Consider the following 20,639-nt stretch of genomic DNA (forward strand, 5'->3'; position numbering starts at 1 on the left):
CGCCGCAGTGTTTCCGCGGCGACCACGGATTGTCGATGAAATGCCATTTCATGGCGTTCGGCTCCGCGATGAGTACGCTCGGGGATCATGCACACGGTCGGGGAGTTGTTGCGGCTGTGGCGGCACCGGCGGGGGCTCAGCCAGCTCGACCTCGCGATCGCCGCCGACGTGTCCGCCCGGCACGTCAGCCTCGTCGAGACGGGCCGGTCCAACCCGAGCGCCGCCATGGTCCTGCGGCTCGCCGACCAGCTCGACGTGCCGCTGCGCGACCGCAACCGGCTGCTGCTCGCGGCCGGCCACGCACCCCGGTACGCCGAACGTCCGCTCGGCGACACCGCGCTCGCCGCCGCCCGGAACGCCGTCGAACGGGTGCTCCGCGCGCACGAGCCGTACCCGGCGCTGGCGTTCGACCGCCGCTGGGACATTGTGATGACCAACCGCGCCGTCGACCCGTTCCTCGCCGCGGTCGACCCCGAGCTGCTCCGTCCGCCCGTCAACCTGGTGCGGCTCGGCCTCGACCCGCGCGGCCTCGCCCGCCTCGTCGTCAACCTCGCCGACGTCCGCGCGGTGTTCCGCTCCCGGATCAGGCGCCAGCTCGCCGCCGCCCCCGACCCCGGGCTCGCCGCCCTCTACGAGGAACTGCTGGAGCCCGAGGCCGAGGGGCCGTCCGTCGAATCCGACGTCCTGATCCCGATGATCGTCCGCCATGGCGGCCGCGAGCTGCGGCTGTTCTCCACCATCACCACGTTCGGCACCCCGATGGACATCACCCTGGACGAGATCGCCGTCGAGTCCTACTACCCGGCCGACGAGGAGACCGCCGCGTACTTCGAGGACCCGGCCGCCGGCGCGTGATCCGCGTCAGCCGAGCTGCGCTTGGAAGACCCGCTGGTCGAAGTACGCGCGCGCCTCGCGGATGAGGCCGTCCCCGTCCAGCTCGTAGACGTTGATGCCCGACCAGTTGACGGGCGCCCCCGACAGCGACACGGCCGCGCCGCGCCAGAAGACGGCGACGGACGCGCCGACCGTGTGCGCCTCCACCGGCGTCAGCCCGAGGAACGGCCGGAACCGCGGCAGGACCGAGGCGATGAAGTCGCGGATCGCGTCCCGGCCGACGATCGGCGGCTGCCCGACCGGGTCGTGGAACGCGCCGTCGGTGGCGAAGGCGGACGCCCAGGCCGCGGCGTCGCCCTCCTGCGAGGCCGCGAAGAAGCGCAGGACGGAAGCGGGCATGGCGGGGAAGGTCATGAGATTCCTTTCGAGTCGTGGCGCCGGACGGCGGGGACGACCGCCAGCCCGGCGAGGGCGAGCAGGGCCTGCACGGTGCAGACGCCGCCCCATCCGTACGAGCCGTAGACGGCGCTCGCCAGCGCCGCGGACACGGCGCCGCTCAGGAACGCCGCGACCATGTAGACGGTGTTGGCGCGGCTCCGCGCGTCCGGGATGTGCGCGAAGATGCGCGCCTGGTTGGCGATCTGGCTCCACTGCACGGCGAGGTTGCCCAGCAGGACGGCCGCGACCATGCACGCCAGGACGGCGCGTCCGGCCGCGTACGCTCCGGCGGCGGCGAGCGTCAGCACGGCCGACGCCGCCATGATCGGGACCGGGCCGCGCCGGTCGACGAACCGTCCGGCCCACGGCGCCGCCACCGTCCCGGACAGCCCGAGCAGGCCGAACAGCCCGGCCTCCGCGGTGCTGTAGCCGTACGGGTCGTGCGTCAGGACGAGGACCAGCGTCGTCCAGGTGGCGGTGTAGGCGCCGAACAGGGCGCCGTGCAGCAGGCAGGCGTGCCGGAGCGCGGGCTCCCGCCGCACCAGTCCCGGCAGTGACGCCAGGAGGCGTCCGTAGGCCGCGCCGCGGTGCTCGGTCTCCGCGGGCAGCAGCCACACCGTGACCGAGCCCGCCAGCGCGGTGAGGACGGCCGCCAGCACGTAGACGGACCGCCATCCCAGCGCCTCGCCGACGACGCCGCCCACGACCCGCGACCCGATGATCCCGGTCATCAGGCCGATCTGGACGCCGGCGACGGCGCCGGCCCGCCGCTCCGGCGGCGCCAGCTCGGCGGCCAGCGGGATCAGCACCTGCGGCACCACCGTCGCGCCGCAGGCCACGGCCGTCGCCGCGGCGAGCACGCCGAGGCCCGGCGCCGCCGCTGCCGCCAGCAGCATCAGCACGGTGACGGCCAGCAGCGCGGCCAGCAGCGGCCGGCGGCGGCGCGCGTCGCCGAGCGGCACCAGGAACAGGATGCCGCCCGCGTAGCCGAACTGCGCGCAGGTGACGACGGTCCCGGCGGCCGCCGGCGAGACGCCGAGCCCGCGGGCGAACAGGTCCAGCAGCGGCTGGGCGAGGTAGACGTTGGCGACGGTGGCGCCGCTGCACACCGCCATCGCCGTGAACAGCGCCGGGCGTGCCGCCGGCGCTCGTACTGCGACCATCCGGCCTCCAATCGAACGAACCAGTTGGTTCGATCTTGCGCCATGACCGTGCGCCGCGTCAAACGAACCGGTTCGTTAGAATGCGGGCATGGCCTACGACTCAGCCGCGACCCGGGAACGCATCCTCGCCGCGGCGTCCGCCGAGTTCGCCGAGCACGGCGTCGCCGGCGCCCGCGTCGACCGCATCGCCGCGAACGCCGAGGCCAACAAGCGGGCCATCTACGACTACTTCGGCGACAAGAACCGGCTCTTCGCCGCCGTCCTCGAACGCCTCATGACCGACCTCGCCGCCGCCGTCCCGGTGGACGGCGGCGACCTCGGCGCCTACGCCGAGCGGCTGTTCGACTACCACCGCGACCACCCCGAGGCCCTGCGCCTGCTCCTGTGGGAGGCGCTCGAACTCGGCGACGGCCCCGTCCCCGACGAGGAGGCCCGGACCGCCCACTACCTGGACAAGGTCGAGGCCGCGGTGTCGCCCTTCGGCGACCCGGCCACCCTGATGCTGTTCACGCTGGGCCTGGTCGCCTGGCCCCTGGCGATGCCCCAGATCAGGCGCATGCTCCTCGGCCCCGACCACTCGCTGGACGCCCTCCGCCCCGCCATCGCCGACGCCGTCCGCACCCTCGCCGCCCGTTGACTTGCGGCGTGTCGGCCTTAAGACGGCTCGCTTAAGGCCGACACGCCGCAAGTCAACGAGTCCTCAGAAGGGTGCGCGGTGCCTGCCGACGTAGCGGGCGCGCCGGGGGATCGCCAGCGCGGTCGCCGAACTCGCCAGCACCGCCGCGGCGATGGCGATCGCCGCCGTCACCAGCGCGGTCACAGGCCCGGCGTCCCGTCGAGCAGGCCCTTGATCGCCAGGACGGCGTCGGTCACCTGGTCCGCCTCCGCGAGCGGCTGCCGCCACCCCGTCCAGAACCACGGCCGCCCCGCGTCCTCCGCGCGCGGCGCGACGGTGATGACGGCGCACGGATGGACGGTGCAGCAGCCGTCCGCGTCCGGGTTCTCGACATGAAGGCCGTCCAGCGTGAACCACGCACTCATCCCGTGCGCGCGCAGAACGGTCCCGAGCGCCTCAAGCCGCGCTCTAGCATCGGGTGTCATGGGTCGTTCGCCTCCCAGGGCGTCCGGTCCTAGCCCCGTCCAGACGGTTCCAGCGTCCGGGCGGGGCGTTTTTGTGACCCCAGCTTAAGCAACCTACGCACGCTGTGCAGCTTAAGCGAGCTAAGAAGCATACGCAATTTCGGCATACCGTTGGATCATGGTCGAGCTCGACGGTGATGCGCCCCTGCGAGTGCAGCTGGCGGACCTGGTCGCCGCGCGCATCGCGGACGGGACCTACCCGCCCCGGACGGCCATTCCCTCCGGGGCCGAGCTGGCAGAGGAGTGCGACGTCTCGCCGCGCACGGCGACGGAGGCGGTCAAGATCCTCAAGGAGCGCGGCCTGGTACGCGGCGTGCCGGGCAAGGCCGTCATCGTGAAGGCGGATGCGCTCGACGCTCTGAGGCGAGCCGCGCGGGAGTCCGGGTAACGGCGCACGCCCCGCGATGAGTTCTGGGGGCGGGGATGGTCTGTTGTGGGTGGAAGGCCGGGAAGGATCCGGCCGAACCCGTTCCGCGCCAGACCCTTGGAGACCCCAGATGCGCACTCTGATCAGCACCGCCTTCGTCTCGCTCGACGGTGTCGTCGAGGGGCCCGGCGGGGAGCCCGGCTACCGCAACTCCGGGTGGACGTTCAAGGACGTCGAGTTCCTGCCCGAGGCCTACGAGATCAAGGGCCGGGAGCAGCAGGAGGCCGGCGCGATGATGATGGGCCGGCTCAGCTACGAGGCGTTCAGCCCCGTCTGGCCGGGCATGGCGGAGTTCGCCGACTACAAGGTGATGCCGAAGTACGTCGTCTCCACCACCCTCGGCGATGACGACCTGGTCTCGGACTGGGGCGAGACCACGATCCTGCGGTCGCTGGACGACGTCGCCGCGCTGAAGGAGACCGAGGGCGGCCCGATCATCGTGCACGGCAGCGCCTCGCTCGTCCGGGACCTCGCGGACGCGGACCTGGTCGACCGCTACCACCTGCTGGTGTTCCCGCTGCTCCTCGGCGCGGGCAAGCGGCTGTTCAGCGCCACGGACAAGGACGCGCAGAAGCTCCGGCTCGTCGAGCACGAGGCGTACGCGAACGGGATCCAGAAGAACGTCTTCGACGTCGTCCGCTGACACCGTCCCCTCCAGACTTGCCCGAGATGACGTGCTTGTTGTTATCTGCGGTGCGTCAGGAGGTCTCCAGAGGATCGGGGGCGATCCGCTGGAGGGACGGTGACGCGCGTGGGCGAGGACGTGGACCTACTGGTCCGGGCGGCGCAGGACGGCGACCGCGAGGCCAGGGAGCGGCTGGTCGCCGAGCACCTGCCGCTGCTGTACAACGTGGTCGGCTGGGCCCTCGACGGCCACGCCGACGTGGACGACGTCGTCCAGGACTCGGTGCTGCGCGCGCTCGGCGGGCTGCACGGCCTGCGCGAGCCGCGCCGGTTCCGGTCGTGGCTGGTGTCCATCGCGATGAACCAGGTGCGGCGCCGCTGGTCGGCGCTGCAGCGCGGGACGCCGATGGACCCCGAGTCGCTGGCGCGCGTCGCCGCATCCGAGGCCGACTTCGCCGAGGCCGCCGTACTGCGGCTGGAGCTGTCCGGGCAGCGCCGCGAGATCGCCGAGGCGACCCGCTGGCTGGACGCGGGGGAGCGCGAGCTGCTCGGCCTGTGGTGGCTGGAGGCGTCGGGGCACCTGAGCCGCAGCGAGCTGGCGGACGCGCTCGGGGTGTCGGCGGCGCACGCGGCGGTGCGGGTGCAGCGGATGAAGAAGCAGCTCGCGACGTGCCGCGGTGTCGTCCGGGCGGTGGGGGCGGAGCGGCGGTGCGAGGGCCTGATCCCGGTGCTCGCGGAGTGGGACGGGCGGCCGTCGCCGCTGTGGCGCAAGCGCGTCGCCAAGCACGTCCGCGGCTGCCGGGCCTGCGCGGCCCGGCAGCGGGACCTGCTGCCGCCGGAGGCGCTGCTCGCGGGCCTGGTCATGGTGCCGCTGCCCGCCGCGCATCCGCTGCACGCGATCGCGGCGGGGTTCGCGGCCGCGCCGCCGGCGGCGACGTCCGGCGCGAGCGCGGGGGCGGGTGCGGCGAAGGGGGCTGGTCTCTCCGCGGCGAAGTGGGTGGCGGGCGCCGCGGCGGTCGGCGTCGCGGGCGCGGCGGTCGTCTTCTGGGGCATGGGGGACGGCTCGCCGGACGAGCCGCCGCGCAGAAACGACCCGCCGGTCGCCGCACACCGGACGCCGTCGCCCACGCCGACGACGCCGCGTCCGGGCGCCACGTCCGTCAAGGACCACATCGCGCCGCGCCCGGCGAAGACCGCGAAGCCGACCGTCGAGCAGCAGGTCGTCGCGCTGGTCAACCGGAACCGGGCGAAGGCCGGATGCCGGCCGCTGCGCGTCTCGCCCGCCCTGCACAAGGCCGCGCAGGGACACGCGGAGGACATGGCGTCCCGGCGCGCCCTCGACCATCGCGGCGCGGGCGGCAGCGACCCGGGCGACCGGATCACCGCCGCCGGTTTCCGCTGGAGCGCGTGGGCGGAGAACATCGCGCAGGGCCAGGCGTCGCCGCCCGCCGTGATGTCGTCCTGGATGAACAGCCAGGGGCACCGGGCCAACATCCTGAACTGCCGGCTGACGATGATCGGGGTGGGCGTCGTGCGGGGGGCCGGCGGGCCCTGGTGGACCCAGGACTTCGCGGCCCCCGCCTGACGGTCAGCGGCTCGTGCCGAAGTCCTGCGTCCAGTAGGGGCCGCCGCTCAGCACCACGCCGACGCCGATCTCCTTGAACCCGCAGTTCAGGATGTTCGCGCGGTGGCCGGAGCTGTGCATCCACGCGTCCATCACGCTCGCGGGCGTCGCCTGGCCCTTGGCGATGTTCTCGCCGTAGGAGGACCAGCGGTAGCCGGCGGCGGTGATGCGGTCACCCGGGTCCTTGCCGTCCGGGTCGGTGTGGTCGAAGAAGTTGCGGGCGCGCATGTCGGACGAGAACGCCTGCGCGGCCCGCGCGAGCTTGGTGTTGACGGTCAGGGCGCGGCAGCCGTGCTTGGCGCGCTCGGCGTTGACCAGCGCGACGACCTGCGAGGCGTACCGTCCGGCGGTCCCGCCGACGGGCGCGGCGGGGGTCTTCGGTTTCGCGGGCGCCGTCTTGGCGGGACGGTGGTGCGTCGTGCGCGGCGTCGGCTTGTGCGACGGCTTGGCCTTCTTGTGCCGCTTCGGCTGCGCCTTGCGGGTCGGCGTGGGCCGCGGCGCGTCGGCGACGGCGCGGGACGGCGCGGCGCTCGGCGACAGCGACGAGCCGCTCGCGGCGGGGGAGCCGTCGGCGCCGCCCCCGAACGCGCCGGCGGCCGTCCCGGCGACGCCGCCGATCACCAGCAGGCCCGCCGCCCCCGCGGCCGTCCAGGCGGCGACGCGGCGGGACGCCCGGCGCGGCCGGCCGGGGCGCGGCCCGGACGGGCGCGGGCGTCCGGTGCCGCGGGCAGGGGGGTAGCTCATGGCGATGCCACATCCTTCTCGTCGGGGGTGCGAACACGCAGCAGACCCCGCGCGGGACGGCCGATAACCGAAAATCCAGGGCTTCTTCAGCGGCGCCCCCGGCGCGGCGCAGGGCCCGGCCAAGAAAGGGGCAAGACCGCATGTCGGGCGGCACGTGCACGCCGGGCGGGCTCTCTGATTGACCACCGGAGGGCACAGCGCCCGCCTGGTCCGGGCAACCGAGGAGTCACGCCGTGAAGAGAAGCTGGAAGGCCGCCATCGCCGCCGCCGGGGCGACCGCCATGACGACCGCCTCCGTGGCGTGGCCGGAGCCCGCCGGGAACGCGTCCGCCGGGGGCGCGGCGAGCGCGTCCGGCAAGGGCCGCTGGGTGCTGATGGACGCGGAGAACTTCAACCGTCCGCTGCACGTCGACGGCGCGAAGTGGCGGCTGGACCCGCAGGGCAAGCGCAGCCCGTGGAACGTCGACGCGTTCGACGACGACGGCGAGGCGTGGACGAAGATGAGCGGCCCGCTGTTCAAGAAGCAGATGGCGACGCTGAACGTGTACCGCAAGCGCGTCGCGTTCGGCAGCAAGGGATGGCTCACCGCCGAGGTCGCCGCCGTCGACAAGAACCACGACGGCCGCCCCGACTCCCGCCCCGGCCTGTCGACGGTCACGCTGCCCGGCGGGCAGCGGGCCGCGCGGATCTCCGAGCCGAGCTGGGACGCGGGCGTGCTGATCCGGCCGACGCACCCGCTGCCGCGCCACTACCGCGTCGAGATGACGCTGCGCGGCATCGACTTCGGCGGGAAGCGCAACGGCACGTTCGACTACAACGGCCGGCACAACGGCTACACCAAGGAGCCGTGCAAGACCCGCTACCCGTGGACGTTCACGGGTGCTCTCCCCGGCAAGTCGCGCTGCCAGTACCCGGACGTGACGCGGGAGAACGGCTTCTACTACATGACGATCCTCGACTACGCGACGCCCGCGCCGCACGGCAACCCCGACATCCACTTCCGCCGCAAGGTCATCATGGACGGCTACTACAGCGACCTTCCGCGCTGGCAGCACGCCGCGACCTGCAACCCGAAGACCCGCAAGATGTACCGGACGTTCGACGGCACCTTCAACGGCGTGAACGCGCTGTTCGCGCGCGGCGACAAGTTCATCGGCGGGCCGGACAACAACATCAGCAACGAGTACTACGCGAAGACCCGCTGCGGGAACGCGTCGCTGGACAAGCACTACGGGCCCGGCAAGCGGTTCGAGGGGCACCTGACCAGCGCGGAGCTGCAGCCGCAGCTGCTGCCGAAGGCGTCGTACCGGTTCGCCGTCGAGCGCGACGACACCGGGTACACGCTGGAGATGAGCGGGCCGTTCCGGTTCATCGGGCAGGCGACGCTGCGCGTCCACCACGACTTCATCGAGCACGGCCGCCCGATCTGGCACTACAACCAGACGCCCGGCGAGTACGACGGCCGCTTCGACCGCAGGCTCGTCCACAAGGGCCCGGACGGCACCTACGTCACGAAGCACACCTGGCCGAAGGGCTCGGCGTACCCGGACTCGTTCATCATCGGCGACCCGCACCTGAACTACTACGAGGGCGAGGCGGTCGTCGACGACATCCGCCTCTACGTCCCCCGCAACGACAAGTAGGTCCGGCTACTCGCGGGCCCGCTGCTTGCGGGCCCGCCGGCGGGGGCGGCGGGCGGCGCGGCGGGACGGCGGCCGGGACTCGGTGCGCAGCCACAGCTCGATCTGCGCGCCGCCCAGCGCCGCCTCGCCGATCTTCAGCGACCCGCCGGTCGACTCGGCGAGCCGGCGCGCGATGTCCAGGCCGAGACCGGTGGAGCCGGTGCCGCTCGCGCCGCGCCGCAGCGCCGCCTCCGCGTCCGGGATGCCGGGCCCGGCGTCGCCGACCAGGAGGCCGGTGGAGTACCGCCCCTGGTGCAGCGTGACCGACAGCGCGGTGCGCTGCCGGGTGTGCCGGAACACGTTGCCGAGCAGCGCGTCCACGGCGGCGACGAGCTCGTCCTCGCCGACCGGCACCCGGACCGCGCCGTCCGGGACCAGCACCTCGCAGTCGCGGCCCTGGTCGGCGGCCAGCGCCGACCAGAACTCCATCCGCCGCCGGACGACCGCCGCCGCGTCGCAGGACGGCCGCTCGGCCGCGGGCCGCCGCGCCGTCGCGATGATCTCGTCGACGGTCTCCTCCAGCCGGCTCAGCGCGTCCTGGCTGTGCGCCATCCGGGCCGGGTCGGCGGGGTTGGCGGCGAGGCCGTTGAGGTTCACCCGCAGCGCGGTCAGCGGGGTGCGCAGCCGGTGCGACAGGTCGGCGGCCGACTCCCGCTCCGCCTCCAGCAGCCGGACGAGCCGGTCCGCCATCCGGTTGAACGCGGTCCCGGCGGCGCGCAGCTCCGGCGGCCCGCCGGGCGCGACGCGGGCCTCCAGGTCGCCGTCGCCGACCCGGGTCACCGCGTTCGCCAGCCCGTCGGCGGCCTTCACCACCCGGACCGCGAGCCGGTCGGCCATCGCCACCGACACCAGCACCAGCGCGACCGCGACGAGCCCGAGGATGGTGCGCGACCGCGCCACGCCCCGGTTCAGCTCCGCGTCCGGCACGTACACCTCGATGACGGCGACGCGGTCGGAGTCCAGCAGCGCGGGGGTGAGCAGGACCGTCCCGCCGGCCGCGGCGGCGGTGAACGCGCGGCGCAGCGCGCGCGCCCTGCCGACGTCGGCGTCCGACGCGTGCGCCGACCCGATCGCGGGGCCCTGCGCCGGGTGCAGCGCGAGCCGCCCGGCGGCGCCGGCGGGGGTGGAGCCGACGGCGTCGGCGAGCGAGGCGGGCGCGGCGGTGACGGTCAGGACGGGTTCGAGGGAGGCGGCCTGCTGCGCGGCGGCCGACAGCGCCCGGTCGTGCGCCATCTGCCCGACCAGGAGGCCGAGCGGGACGACGAACGACAGCGCCACCATCGCCGTCACCGCGGTGGCGATCCGCGCCAGCGCACCTCTCATCGACTCTCCCCCCGGCCCTGCGTTTTGAGTTGGTCTATGGGCGAACCGCCACTGGTTTCGGAGATACTAGGCCAATGCGGGTTCGTTTTCGTTTCACCGTCGTGTGGGTGGCCACGACGGCGGCCGGCATGGCGATCAGCTGGGCCGGGGTCGGCCACGCGCTGCGCGGCACGACGCTGCAGGCGCCCGACCTCGCGGCGAACGTCCCCGTCCAGCGCGGGCGGCCGCCTACGCCGCCCGCCGGGCCGTCCGGTGCGTCGCCGACGGTGTCGTCCTCGGCTCCGCACCGCACCGTCGCGCCCTCGACGTCGCCGTCCGCGTCCGCTCGGACGAGCGCGCCGGCGTCGCCGACGTCCGCTCCCTCGACGGACGCCGGGGCCGGGAAGGTCCGCACCTACGTGGTGAAGCACGGACGCGTCGTCCTGTCGCTGACCTCCTCGTCCGCGCGGCTGGTGTCGGCCGTTCCGGACAGCGGGTTCGAGGTGAAGACGTGGCGCAAGAGCACCTGGCTGCGCGTCGACCTCACCGACGGCGAGCACGGGTCGGCGGTGTTCGCGACCTGGAACGGCCACCCGACGCTCGTCCAGGTCTACGAGTACTGAACCGCCCCGGCACCGGACCGCCCGGCCCCGCTCACTCGGGGCCGACGAGCATCACCCCGACGCCCCGGACGGTGTGCAGGTAGCGGGGCGCGGCGGCGTTCTCGCCCATCTTGCGGCGCAGCCACGACAGGTGGACGTCGATGGTCTGGTCGTCGCCGTAGGGCTGCTGCCACACCTTCGCGAGCAGCTCGCGCCGCCCGACGACCCGTCCGGCGTTCTCCGCGAGGTAGCCGAGCAGGTCGAACTCGCGGCGCGACAGCCGCAGCGGCGCGCCGCCCATGGACGCCTGCCGCCGTTCGAGGTCGACGCGCAGCTCGCCGAGCACGACCGCGTCGCGGTGCGGCTGCGAGCGGGCGCGCCGCAGCACCGCCTCCAGCCGGGCGTGCAGGTGGTCGGCGGAGAACGGCTTCACCACGTAGTCGTCGGCGCCCGCGCCGAGCAGCCGGATGATCTCCGCCTCGCCGTCCCGCGCGGTCGCCACGATCACCGGGACGTCGGACACCGCGCGCAGCATCTTCAGTGCCTCGCCGCCGTCGAGGTCGGGCAGGCCGAGGTCCAGCACGACGGCCTCGGGCGCGGTGGCGGTGGCCTCCCGCAGCGCGTCCAGGGCCCGTCCCGCGCTGCGGACCGAATGCCCGAGGTCGGTCAGCTCCCGGATCAGCGCACGCCGCACGTGCTCGTCGTCTTCCACCAGCAGGATCGAGGCCACGGTTGGACCATAAGGCATCGCGCGGGCCCGCGGAAAACGAACGGCGCACTCCGGAAGGCGGCCGGGAAGCGTCCGCCGGCCGCGCTTAACACTCGATCAGCACTTGATTAAGGGTTCCCTAAGGGCCGCTTCCGCCGGCCGTTATCGGCGCTTCGGGAATGGCTCGCACGCTAATCTCATTATCGAAAGGTCACGGGGGCGGAGACCGCTCCGCGCGGTTTCTGGGGGGCTGATGGTCGCCGGCACCGGGATACGGGGGCGCTCCGCGGGGGGGATGCGGCGGCGCCATCAGGGCCGGCGCCGGCGGGGACGCGGCCGGCACGCGGGCGCGCCGCATGCCGGCCGCGCTCCGGCGTGGCTGAACCGGCTGGCCAAGGCGGTCTGGCTCGCGGACGGGGCGCTCGCCGTCGCGGCGCTGCTGACCGCCGTGCTTCTGCGGTGAGAGGCTATTCGACGACGGCGGGGTTGAATTCCGGCGGGTCGCCGAGCATTCCGCGATGCGACCGCGGCTTGCTCCCGTCGATGTCGGTGACGCCGAGTTCCTCGCCGAGTTCCGCGCCGATGAGGACCCGCCCCGTCCATTTCATCGGGTCGTCGGAACGGGCGAGCGCGTCGATGACGCGGCCGCTGAACTCCGGCGACTCGGCGCCGGCGGCGAACGAGGCGTACTTGTCGGGGACGCCGTCGAAGAGGGCCTTGTTCCGCTCGGTCTTCAGCAGCCCCATCCACAGCGAGATGACCGCGACGTTGTAGGGCCGGAAATCGACCGCCATGTCGTGGGCCATCTTGTCCACGGCGGCCTTTCCGGCGCCGTAGGCGGGGCCGTGCATGTAGCACCGCCCGCCGAACGACGAGGTGTTCACGACGAGGCCGCCGTCGCCGCGGACCAGCAGCGGCGCCGCGTAGTACGTCGCGACGTACGCCGACCGCATCCCGACGTCGAGCATGCTCTGCAGCGCGAGCGGCTTCTCCCAGAACGGGCCCTTGCGGGTCAGGCCGTCCGGGATCGTGAACGCGTTGTTGACGAGGACGTCCAGCCCGCCGCGCTCCCGCCCGACCTGCTCGAACAGGGCCTTGACCTGCTCGTCGTCGGAGTGGTCGCAGATCACCGGGACGCCGGTGCCGCCGCGCTCGTCGATCTCCTTCGCGGTCGCGTACACGCTGCCCGGCAGGTCGGCGTCGCCGTCGGCGCGGGTGCGCCCGGTCACGTACACGGTCGCGCCGGTCTCGCCGAGGGCGAGCGCGATGCCCTTCCCGGCGCCGCGGCTCGCCCCGGTGACCACCGCCACCCGGTCTGCGGTCAGGCCCATTCACCGCTCCTTCCGAGGAATTCCAGCATGGTCGCGGTCGTCTCCTCGGGCCGCTCCATCTGCATCATGTGGCCCGCGTCCTTGAGCATCCGGACGTCGCGGACGTCCTCGTGGTGCTCGTGCAGCTTGCTCAGCGGGTCGTCGCCGTGCCAGCCCTCCAGGTCGGCGTCCTGCTCGCTGCCGATGAAGTAGAACGGCACGGGGTTCTTGCGGCCCGCGTACGCCTTGCGGTGCTCCCAGGACAGGTCCATCGCGCGGTACCAGTTCAGCCCGCCGGTGAAGCCGCTGCGGCTGTAGGCGTCGACGTAGAACTCCAGCTCCAGGTCGCTCATCCACCGCCACGGGAGCGGCGGCGCGTCCGGCAGCGCGTCGATGTAGGTCGTCCCCGGCGGCTTCCGCCACACGTCGAGGTAGTGGTAGTCGCTGGACAGCGCGTAGAACACCCTGCGCAGGAACTCGCGCGGCGCCGCGGCGAGGTCGCGGTCGGCCACGCCCGGCTCGGCGAAGTAGTGGATGTGGTTGAAGTGCCGCTTCGCCTGCCGCGCGGCGAGCGTCAGCGGCGACTCCTCGCTCGGGGTGAAGAACGGGTTCTCCAGCCCGATGATCGCCGCGACCCGCTCGGGGTGGCGGTGGGCGAGGTCGTAGGCGGCGAACAGCCCGAAGTCCAGGCCGCTGAACACGGCCCGCTCCGCGCCGAGGTGGTCGAGGAGGCCAGCGACGTCGCCGACGATGTGCTCGACGCCGTACTCGCGGTGGCCGGCGGGGCCGCTCGTCCCGCCCATGCCGCGCATGTCGGGCGCGACGACCCGGAAGCCCGCGTCGGCGATCGGCCCGATCTGGTGCCGCCAGCTGAACCACAGGTGCGGGAAGCCGTGCAGGAGGACGACGAGGGGGCCCTCGCCCTGCTCCACGTAGTGGACGTCGAGGCCGTTGACGCGCGCGTACCGATGACTCCAGCGGGCCATGCTGCGGTTCCTTCGGGACGAGGGACCTGACCCTCGGACTGTGCAGGACGGCGCCGCCGATGGCAGCGCGGTGTCTCGCTCAGTGGGAAACCGCCCGGCCGCGCAGCGCGGCCTTGTCGATCTTCCCGGTGGGCAGCAGCGGCAGCTCGGCGATGATCTCCACGCGCTTCGGCACCTTGTAGTTCGCCAGGTGCGCGCGGGCGTGCGCGGTCAGGGCGTCGGCGGTGAGGCCGCTGCCCGGACGGACGACCGCGAACGCCGCCCCCACCTCGTGGAACACCGGGTCCGGGACCGGGACGACCGCCGCGGCCACCACGTCCGGGTGCTCTTCGAGCGCCAGCTCGACCTCCCGCGGATACACGTTGTAGCCGCCCGACTTGAACATCTCCTTCAGCCGCCCGACCAGCGTGATGTTGCCGTCGGGCCGCTGCACCGCCAAGTCGCCGGTGTGCAGGAAGCCGTCGGCGGTGAACGCCTCCGCCGTCGCGTCCGGCATCCCGAGGTAGCCGGTCATCAGGCACGGGTTGCGGAGCTGGATCTCGCCGGGCGTCCCCTGCGGGACGGGCGCGCCTGCCGGGTCGGCGATGCGCAGTTCGAGCCGCGGGTCGGGACGGCCGATGGTCGTCGCGAGCGTCTCGTCGTCGGCGTCCGGGTCGTTGTAGGCGACCGAGACGCAGCTCTCCGTCAGCCCGTACACGGTGCTCAGCCGCGCGCCCGTAGCGCGCAGCCGCGCCACCAGGTCGCGCGGCATCGGCGCGCCGCCCCAGCCGATGTGCCGCAGCGACGAGGTGTCCGCCGCCGCGAACTCCGGCCGCACCACGACGAGCTGGAACATCGTCGGGATCTGCCCCCACAGCGTGACCCCGGCCCGCTCGATCTCCGCGGGGATCGCGGCCGGGTCGAAGTCCTCCATGAAGCAGACCGCGCCGCCCATCGCGATCGGCACGCACACCACGTCCATCACGCCGCCGACGTGGTTGACCGGCAGGTTCGCCAGCGCGACGGCGGGCGCGTGGTACTGCCGGCTCGCCTGCAGCCGGCAGCCCTCCGCGAACGCGCGGTGGCTGATGACCGCGCCCTTCGGGCGGCCCGTCGTCCCGGACGTGTAGATGATGAGCGCGGGGCCGTCCGGATCGGTGGCCTCCGGCGCCGGCGCGCCGTCCGAACGGTCGAGGAACGCGGCGAACGGCACCGCGCCCGGCAGGCCGCCGGTCAGCGCGACCGTCTCGCGGATCGACGGCGCCGCGTCCCGCAGCGCCGCGACGTCACCGGCGTACGCACGCTTCCCGTGCTCGGCGAGCGCCATCAGCAGGACGGGCGCGCTGTCGGTCACCGCGTGCAGCAGCTCGTCCCGCGTGTACCGCGGGTTGAGGCCGACCCACGTCGCGCCGATCTCCGACAGCGCCAGGAACACGGTCAGGAACTCCGGGCGCGGCGTCGTCAGCACCGCCACCCGGTCGCCCGCGCCGACCCCCGACGCGCGCAGCGCCGCGGCGCAGCGCGCGACGTCGGCCGCGGCGTCGCCGTAGGTGCGGCGCGTGCCGCCGAGGTCGTCGAACGGGGCGTGCGGGTCGCGCCCGGCCCAGTGCCGCAGCAGGTCCGCCGCCCGCTCCGCCGCCGGGACGATCCCGTCCCCGGGCAGGTCAGGCATCCGCGGCCTCCTTCGCACCGGCCTCATCCTGCACGAAGAACGTGATCCAGTCGGCGACCATCGCCGGGGAGTCGGCGCCCTCGACCTCCAGCACGTTCCGGGTCAGCACCCGCGTCCCGGCGTCCTTCTCCTGGACGTCCTGGAGCGTCGCCCGGACCCGGACGCGCTGCCCGGTCAGCACCGGCCGCAGGAACCGGACCTTGTCGACGCCGTAGTTCAGCCCGTACGCGCCGCCGGAGTTCAGCTTCAGCTCCCGCTTGTGGAACGCGACGAGCATCGACAGCAGCAGGAACCCGGACACGAGGCGCTCGCCGTAGGGGTCGCCGTTGGACGGCGGCCGGCCGAGGAAGTCCTCGCGCAGGAACGTCGCGTGCCCGAACGCCTTCTCGTCCTCGTTGCCGAGGGGCACCCAGTCGGAGCAGAACAGCTCCTTGCCGACCAGGTCCGGGAAGTCAGCGAGAGAGTAGGTCATTCGAGTCGTCCTTTCGCGGTGCGGTGGGAGCGGGCGCGTCGGTCAGGGAATGGCCGATTCTCGCGTACCGCTGGGGAGCCGAGCCGCGCAGCCACAGCGCGTAGAGCAGCGCCAGGACGGCGGCGGCGATGACGATGTAGGGCAGCGCGTTGATGAACGCGCCGTCGGAGTCGGCGAGCGTGTCGAAGTTGGCGAGCAGCAGGACGGTCGCCGCGACCAGCCCGACGCAGCCGACGAGCGGCGCGACGAGCGACCGGCCGTAGCGGCGGTCGCCGCGCCGCCGGAAGTGCACGACGATCGAGATCGCCGCGAACGCCTGGAGCAGCACGATCCCGAGCGTCGACAGGCCGCTCATGATGCTGACGAGGTTGCGGTACGGGTCGAGGCCCGCGACCGCGAACGCCGCGACGACGACAAGGGTGAACGCGGTCTGCGCGAGGCTCGCCGTGGACGGCGACCCGTGCCGCGGATGCACCCGCCCGAGCCGCTCCGGGACGAGGCCGTCCCGCGCGAGCGTGAACAGGTACCGGCCGGCGGCGTTGTGCGCCGACAGCAGCGAGGCGAAGACGCTGGTGATGACGAGCAGCCCGAAGACGGCCTTCATCCCGGAGCCGAGCAGGTCGCCGGTCAGGTTGAGGAACAGGTCGCCGCCCTGGTCCTCGGCGGCCGCGCGGGCGTTCCCGGCGCCGATCGCGCCGACCGTCATCCAGCTCGTCAGCGTGTAGAACAGGCCGATCACCAGGACGGCCGCGTACGTGGCGCGCGGGACGGTGCGGCGCGGGTCCGGGGTCTCCTCGGCGTACAGCGCCGCCGACTCGTACCCGGCGAACGACCCGAACGCGAACATGAACGCGACGCCGGGCGCGCCGGACAGGACGGTCGACGGCTCGAACGACGCGGCGCTGAACGCGCCCCCGCCGTGCCGCGCCAGCACCGCGATGTCGAACACCAGCAGAACGCCGACCTCGCAGGTCATCAGGACGGCGAGCACCTTGGCGGACACGTCGACGCTGCGGTAGCCGAGCGCGGCCATCGCGGCGATGCCCGCCGCGCTCCACGCCCACCACGGGCCGGGCAGCCCGGCGGCGCTGCTCAGGAAGTATCCGATGCCGCCGCCGAGGGCGGCGACGAGCGCGTTGTAGGCGATCAGGGCGAACACGCCGCCCGCCGCCGCGACGGGGCGGCCGAGGCCGCGGGCGATGTAGGCGTAGAACCCGCCGCCGCCCGTCACCGTGCGGGCGACCGCCGCGTAGCCGATGGAGAAGCACAGCAGCGTCACCGTGGCGACCAGGTACGCGCCGGGGACGCCGGCGCCGTTGCCCGCGCCCATCGACAGCGGGACGGTGCCGGCCATCGCGACGAGCGGGGCGGCCGCGGCGACGACGAGGAAGACGATCTTCGGGGTGCTCAGGGTGCCGCTGAGCGCGCGGTCGGTCATGCGCACTCCCAGGAGGAGGAGTAGGAAACCTAAAACTGATTCAGTTTCAGGTTTCGCACGATACCCTTCGGATCCATGACCGGCAACACCTCGCGGGAGACGGCGACCTCGATGCGGCGCACGCCCACCCAGCGCCGCAGCAGGGAGCGCGTCCGGCAGATCCTCGAGGCGTCCGCCGAACTGCTCGAGGCGGGCGGGCACGAGGCCCTCACCACCTCCGCGATCGCCGAGCACGCCGGGATCTCCGTCGCGTCGATCTACCAGTTCTTCCCGAACGTCGACTCGATCGTCGCGACCCTCGCCGAGCAGTGGACCGAGGGCTTCTACGGCGTGCTCGACGGCGTCGAGACCGGCGGCCCGTCCCCGACCCCCGGCGAGGCGAGCGACCGCATCATCGACGCCTACGTCGCCTACTTCCGCGAGCGCCGCGGGTTCCGCGCCGTCTGGTTCGGCGGCGCGCTGCGCGGCGCCGCCCGCCGACTCGACCGCCGCAGCAACGAGGTCCTCGCCGAGCGGCTGCTCGCGCTCTGGGCCCGCTGGTACGGCGTGCCGGACCGCCCCGAGGCGCTCCCGGCCGCCCGCACCGCCGTCGCGATCGCCGACGCGCTGCTCGCCATGGCGTTCCGCGAGGACCACGACGGCGACCCCGTCCTCATCGCCGAGACCAAGCGCGCCGTCCGCGCCTACACCGCCGACGCCGTCGCCGCCCTGACCGCCTGATCCGTCCCATATCGGGGGAACCGGACGATCATCGTCCGCGTCCGATGTGTACGCGGGAACGGACCGCACACTCCGACCCCGGGGACTCCTTCCCGCGAGAGGGGAGCACGGTGCCCGGCTTTCTCGAGACCCTTCCGCTCCACACGATCACCGCGGTGTACGGCGAGGCCGGCCTCCGCGACAGGTTCTCCCGCGAGATCCTCCGCTTCGCCGAACCCGACTGGCGGCGCCTCAGCACCGCCCTCGCCCTGGCGAGCGACCTGCACCGGCAGGATCGCCGGGTCAGCGAGCCCACGGTCAACCACCTGCTCCGCGTGGCGCTGCGCGTGATGTGCCACTACAAGGTGGACGACGTGGACGTCCTCGTCGCCGCGCTGCTGCACGACTCCGTCGAGGACCACCCCGCCGACCTGGCCGGCGACACCTCCGGCGACCCCCGCGAGGCGGCGCTCGGCGTGCTGGAGGCCGAGTTCGGGCCGCGGGTCGCCGGGCTCGTCTCCGCGGTGACGAACCCCGTCTACGACCGGAGCGGCGACGTCCACGCGCAGTACCGCGCGCACGTCGCCGAGAGCCTCGACCGGCACCCGGCCGCGCGCATCATCAAGGTCTCCGACTTCACCGACAACGGCGCCGGCCTGATGCACACCACGGGCCCGAAGGTCCGCAAGCTCGCCCGCAAGTACCGTCCGCTCGTCCCGCGGCTCCGCGAGCTGGTCAACCGCGCCGACACCCCGCTCGCCGCCCCGGTCAAGGAGCACATCACCGCGCAGCTCGACCGCGCGGACGAACGCTTCGCCGCGATCCTGCAGACCCACAACCTCCAGGTCCGCGCCGCGTCCTGACCGCCCGCCGGAGCGTTGACTTGCGGCGTGTCGGCCTTAAAACGCGGTCTTCAAGGCCGACACGCCGCAAGTCAACGTGGCGTGGTGAAGGAGGTGAGGAGGGTGGCGAGGGCTTCGCGCAGTTCGGGGGCCGGGAGGGGGGCGGGGCCGGCCACCTGGTCGTGCAGGAGCCCGTCGAGGCAGGCGATGAGGGCGGGCACGCGCCCGGCGGGGACGGGAGCGCCCGCGGCGGCGAGGATGTCCCCCATGAGGGCCCGGTGCCGGGCCGCCGCCGCTTCCAGGACGGTCCGCAGTTCCGGACGGCGGGTGGACTCCAGGACGAGTTCGTAGCGGGCGAGGACGCGGTCCCGCCCGGCGCCCGCCCAGTGGGCGATGAGGGCGGCCGCCTGGCCGGCGACGTCGTCGAGGGTGGCGGGGCGGTCCAGCGGCGGGCGTTCCGCCATCTCCGCCAGGTCCGTTTCGGCGAGGTGCTCCACGGCGGCCTGGAGCAGCGCCTGCCGGGTGCGGAAGTAGTAGGAGCAGGAGCCGGGCGGCAGCCCCGCGGTCTCGTCGACCGCGCGGTGCGTGAGGCCGCGCGTCCCCGCGCGCGCCAGCGTGCCGATCGCCGCTTCGGCGAGTACCCGGCGGCGGTCCGCCCCCTGGCCCGGTGTGGTGTCGGTCACGAGCGGCCTCCCTTCGGCTCTACAAGTGTAGAGTGGCGCTCGCCTCTACGGCTGTAGAGGTCTTCGCAGGAAGGGGATCCCCCATGCCCGACGAGCTTCCGGACGCCGCCGACGTCCTGATCGTGGGCGCCGGACCGGTCGGCCTGGCCCTCGCCACCGCCCTCGCCCGCGCCGGCGTCGACGCCGTGCTCATCGACAAGGCCGCCGAGGGCGCGAACACCTCCCGCGCGGCGGTCGTCCACGCGCGGACGCTGGAGGTGCTGCGCGACATCGACGCCACCGCCGAGCTGGTCGAACGGGGCGTGATCGTGCCCCGGTTCACCGTCCGCGAGCGCGACCGGGTGCTGCTGAAGGTCGACTTCGGCTCGCTCCCGACCGACTACCCGTTCACGCTGCTCGTCCCGCAGAACGTCACCGAGGAGGTGCTCGGCGACCGGCTCCGGAAGGCCGGCGGACGCGTCCTGCGCCCGTACGAGCTGGAGCACATCGGGCAGGACGGCGACGAGGTCATCGCGACGATGAAGGGCGGCCGGACGGTCCGGGCCCGGTACGCGGTCGGCGCCGACGGCATGCACAGCGTCGTCCGCGACCGGACCGGGATCGCGTTCACCGGCGACACCTACGCCCAGTCGTTCGTGCTCGCCGACGTCCACCTGGACTGGCCCGACGTGCCGAACGAGGTGATGCTCTACTTCTCCGCCGAAGGCGTGACGGTGGTGGCGCCGCTGCCCGGGGGCCGGCACCGCATCGTCGCGACCGTCGACGACGCGCCCGAGGCGCCCGACCTCGCGCACGTGCAGGCGCTGCTGCGCGATCGCGGCCCGCGCGCGCATCCGGTGACCGTCACCGACCTGGTGTGGAGCTCGCGGTTCCGGGTGCACCACCGGCTCGCCGAGCACTATCGCGCCGGACGGCTGTTCCTCGCCGGCGACGCCGCGCACGTGCACAGCCCGGCCGGGGGCCAGGGCATGAACACCGGCGTGCAGGACGCGCTCGCGCTCGCCGCCAGGCTCACCGCCGTGATCCGCGACGGCGCGGGCGACGCCGTCCTCGACGAGTACGAGGCCGAGCGCCGCCCGGTCGCCGAGGAGGTCGTCGCGTTCACGCACAAGATGACCCGCGTCGCCACGGTGGGCGGGGGCCCGCTGCGCGGCATCCGCAACACCGCGCTGCGCGCCCTCGACTTCATCCCGGCGATGCACCGGACGATGGCGATGAACCTGTCCGAGCTGGCGAGCGACCCTGCCCGCCGCTGACCCGGCACCCCTC

The 20,639-nt window shown here is 73.6% G+C and carries 23 protein-coding genes; 11 read left to right on the top strand and 12 right to left on the bottom strand.

Going from position 1 to position 20,639, the window contains the following annotated elements:
* The first annotated feature begins 87 nt into the window (after window positions 1-87).
* Entirely contained in the window at window positions 88-855 is a 768-nt protein-coding gene (locus J4709_RS10085) for a helix-turn-helix domain-containing protein (RefSeq protein ID WP_208239466.1), read from the top strand.
* 6 nt (window positions 856-861) lie between these two features.
* Here J4709_RS10085 and J4709_RS10090 read toward each other — a convergent pair whose 3' ends face one another.
* Window positions 862-1,233 (bottom strand): nuclear transport factor 2 family protein, encoded by a 372-nt coding sequence (locus J4709_RS10090; protein WP_208239468.1) that lies wholly within the window; start codon window positions 1,231-1,233, stop codon window positions 862-864.
* An 11-nt stretch (window positions 1,234-1,244) separates the two neighbouring features.
* A complete protein-coding gene (locus tag J4709_RS10095; protein WP_208239470.1) occupies window positions 1,245-2,435 on the bottom strand; it encodes an MFS transporter in 1,191 nt (396 codons plus the stop codon).
* An 88-nt stretch (window positions 2,436-2,523) separates the two neighbouring features.
* On the opposite strand from J4709_RS10095, the gene J4709_RS10100 reads away from it, so the two are divergent.
* A complete protein-coding gene (locus J4709_RS10100; protein WP_173098247.1) occupies window positions 2,524-3,072 on the top strand; it encodes a TetR/AcrR family transcriptional regulator in 549 nt (182 codons plus the stop codon).
* A 179-nt stretch (window positions 3,073-3,251) separates the two neighbouring features.
* Here the strand turns inward: J4709_RS10100 and J4709_RS10105 are convergent, their stop codons facing one another.
* Window positions 3,252-3,536: a hypothetical protein gene (locus tag J4709_RS10105; protein ID WP_208239472.1), complete on the bottom strand. Its 285-nt coding sequence runs from the start codon at window positions 3,534-3,536 to the stop codon at window positions 3,252-3,254.
* Window positions 3,537-3,693: 157 nt separating this feature from the next.
* Here J4709_RS10105 and J4709_RS10110 point away from each other — a divergent pair, with 157 nt between their 5' ends.
* The 3 genes from J4709_RS10110 to J4709_RS10120 all read left to right on the top strand — a co-directional run bounded on the left by J4709_RS10110 (window position 3,694) and on the right by J4709_RS10120 (window position 6,211).
* Window positions 3,694-3,963: a GntR family transcriptional regulator gene (locus J4709_RS10110; RefSeq protein ID WP_232383274.1), complete on the top strand. Its 270-nt coding sequence runs from the start codon at window positions 3,694-3,696 to the stop codon at window positions 3,961-3,963.
* A 109-nt stretch (window positions 3,964-4,072) separates the two neighbouring features.
* Entirely contained in the window at window positions 4,073-4,645 is a 573-nt protein-coding gene (locus J4709_RS10115; RefSeq protein WP_208239474.1) for a dihydrofolate reductase family protein, read from the top strand.
* A 108-nt stretch (window positions 4,646-4,753) separates the two neighbouring features.
* Complete coding sequence (locus J4709_RS10120) at window positions 4,754-6,211, top strand: sigma-70 family RNA polymerase sigma factor (RefSeq protein WP_208239476.1); 1,458 nt, start codon at window positions 4,754-4,756, stop codon at window positions 6,209-6,211.
* 3 nt (window positions 6,212-6,214) lie between these two features.
* Here J4709_RS10120 and J4709_RS10125 read toward each other — a convergent pair whose 3' ends face one another.
* A complete protein-coding gene (locus J4709_RS10125) occupies window positions 6,215-6,994 on the bottom strand; it encodes a CAP domain-containing protein (RefSeq protein ID WP_208239478.1) in 780 nt (259 codons plus the stop codon).
* 233 nt (window positions 6,995-7,227) lie between these two features.
* Between J4709_RS10125 and J4709_RS10130 the strand changes: the two genes are divergently transcribed.
* A complete protein-coding gene (locus J4709_RS10130; protein WP_208239480.1) occupies window positions 7,228-8,637 on the top strand; it encodes a hypothetical protein in 1,410 nt (469 codons plus the stop codon).
* Between the two features lie 6 nt (window positions 8,638-8,643).
* On the opposite strand, the gene J4709_RS10135 is transcribed toward J4709_RS10130, so the two are convergent.
* Window positions 8,644-9,999: an ATP-binding protein gene (locus J4709_RS10135; RefSeq protein ID WP_208239482.1), complete on the bottom strand. Its 1,356-nt coding sequence runs from the start codon at window positions 9,997-9,999 to the stop codon at window positions 8,644-8,646.
* A gap of 74 nt (window positions 10,000-10,073) precedes the next feature.
* On the opposite strand from J4709_RS10135, the gene J4709_RS10140 reads away from it, so the two are divergent.
* Window positions 10,074-10,601 carry a hypothetical protein gene (locus J4709_RS10140; protein WP_208239484.1) on the top strand — a complete coding sequence of 176 codons (528 nt, stop codon included), beginning with the start codon at window positions 10,074-10,076 and terminating at the stop codon, window positions 10,599-10,601.
* A 31-nt stretch (window positions 10,602-10,632) separates the two neighbouring features.
* On the opposite strand, the gene J4709_RS10145 is transcribed toward J4709_RS10140, so the two are convergent.
* Window positions 10,633-11,310, bottom strand: a complete 678-nt coding sequence (locus tag J4709_RS10145) for a response regulator transcription factor (protein WP_208239486.1) — start codon at window positions 11,308-11,310, stop codon at window positions 10,633-10,635.
* Window positions 11,311-11,584: 274 nt separating this feature from the next.
* Between J4709_RS10145 and J4709_RS10150 the strand changes: the two genes are divergently transcribed.
* On the top strand, window positions 11,585-11,752 hold the full coding sequence (locus J4709_RS10150; protein ID WP_208239488.1) for a hypothetical protein: 168 nt from the start codon (window positions 11,585-11,587) through the stop codon (window positions 11,750-11,752).
* A gap of 4 nt (window positions 11,753-11,756) precedes the next feature.
* On the opposite strand, the gene J4709_RS10155 is transcribed toward J4709_RS10150, so the two are convergent.
* The 5 genes from J4709_RS10155 to J4709_RS10175 form a co-directional block, all read right to left on the bottom strand.
* Window positions 11,757-12,620: an SDR family NAD(P)-dependent oxidoreductase gene (locus J4709_RS10155; RefSeq protein WP_208239491.1), complete on the bottom strand. Its 864-nt coding sequence runs from the start codon at window positions 12,618-12,620 to the stop codon at window positions 11,757-11,759.
* The gene (locus J4709_RS10160) at window positions 12,611-13,585 is read right to left on the bottom strand and encodes an alpha/beta fold hydrolase (protein WP_208239492.1); all 975 of its coding nucleotides are present in this window, start codon (window positions 13,583-13,585) and stop codon (window positions 12,611-12,613) included. Before J4709_RS10160 ends, J4709_RS10155 begins: the two co-directional genes overlap by 10 nt.
* A 79-nt stretch (window positions 13,586-13,664) precedes the next feature.
* Window positions 13,665-15,236 carry a class I adenylate-forming enzyme family protein gene (locus J4709_RS10165; protein ID WP_208239494.1) on the bottom strand — a complete coding sequence of 524 codons (1,572 nt, stop codon included), beginning with the start codon at window positions 15,234-15,236 and terminating at the stop codon, window positions 13,665-13,667.
* Window positions 15,229-15,708 carry a MaoC/PaaZ C-terminal domain-containing protein gene (locus tag J4709_RS10170; protein WP_208239496.1) on the bottom strand — a complete coding sequence of 160 codons (480 nt, stop codon included), beginning with the start codon at window positions 15,706-15,708 and terminating at the stop codon, window positions 15,229-15,231. Before J4709_RS10170 ends, J4709_RS10165 begins: the two co-directional genes overlap by 8 nt.
* Entirely contained in the window at window positions 15,689-17,146 is a 1,458-nt protein-coding gene (locus J4709_RS10175; protein WP_208239498.1) for an APC family permease, read from the bottom strand. Before J4709_RS10175 ends, J4709_RS10170 begins: the two co-directional genes overlap by 20 nt.
* A 75-nt stretch (window positions 17,147-17,221) precedes the next feature.
* On the opposite strand from J4709_RS10175, the gene J4709_RS10180 reads away from it, so the two are divergent.
* Window positions 17,222-17,866, top strand: coding sequence for a TetR/AcrR family transcriptional regulator (locus tag J4709_RS10180; protein WP_208239500.1), 645 nt, complete (start codon window positions 17,222-17,224; stop codon window positions 17,864-17,866).
* Window positions 17,867-17,976: 110 nt separating this feature from the next.
* Complete coding sequence (locus tag J4709_RS10185) at window positions 17,977-18,708, top strand: HD domain-containing protein (protein WP_208239502.1); 732 nt, start codon at window positions 17,977-17,979, stop codon at window positions 18,706-18,708.
* 71 nt (window positions 18,709-18,779) lie between these two features.
* On the opposite strand, the gene J4709_RS55475 is transcribed toward J4709_RS10185, so the two are convergent.
* Entirely contained in the window at window positions 18,780-19,370 is a 591-nt protein-coding gene (locus J4709_RS55475; protein WP_208239504.1) for a TetR/AcrR family transcriptional regulator, read from the bottom strand.
* 83 nt (window positions 19,371-19,453) lie between these two features.
* Here J4709_RS55475 and J4709_RS10195 point away from each other — a divergent pair, with 83 nt between their 5' ends.
* Window positions 19,454-20,626 carry an FAD-dependent oxidoreductase gene (locus tag J4709_RS10195; protein WP_208239507.1) on the top strand — a complete coding sequence of 391 codons (1,173 nt, stop codon included), beginning with the start codon at window positions 19,454-19,456 and terminating at the stop codon, window positions 20,624-20,626.
* Window positions 20,627-20,639: the final 13 nt, after the last annotated feature.

The sequence above is a fragment of the Actinomadura violacea genome, from assembly GCF_017573465.1.
GTDB lineage: Bacteria > Actinomycetota > Actinomycetes > Streptosporangiales > Streptosporangiaceae > Spirillospora > Spirillospora violacea.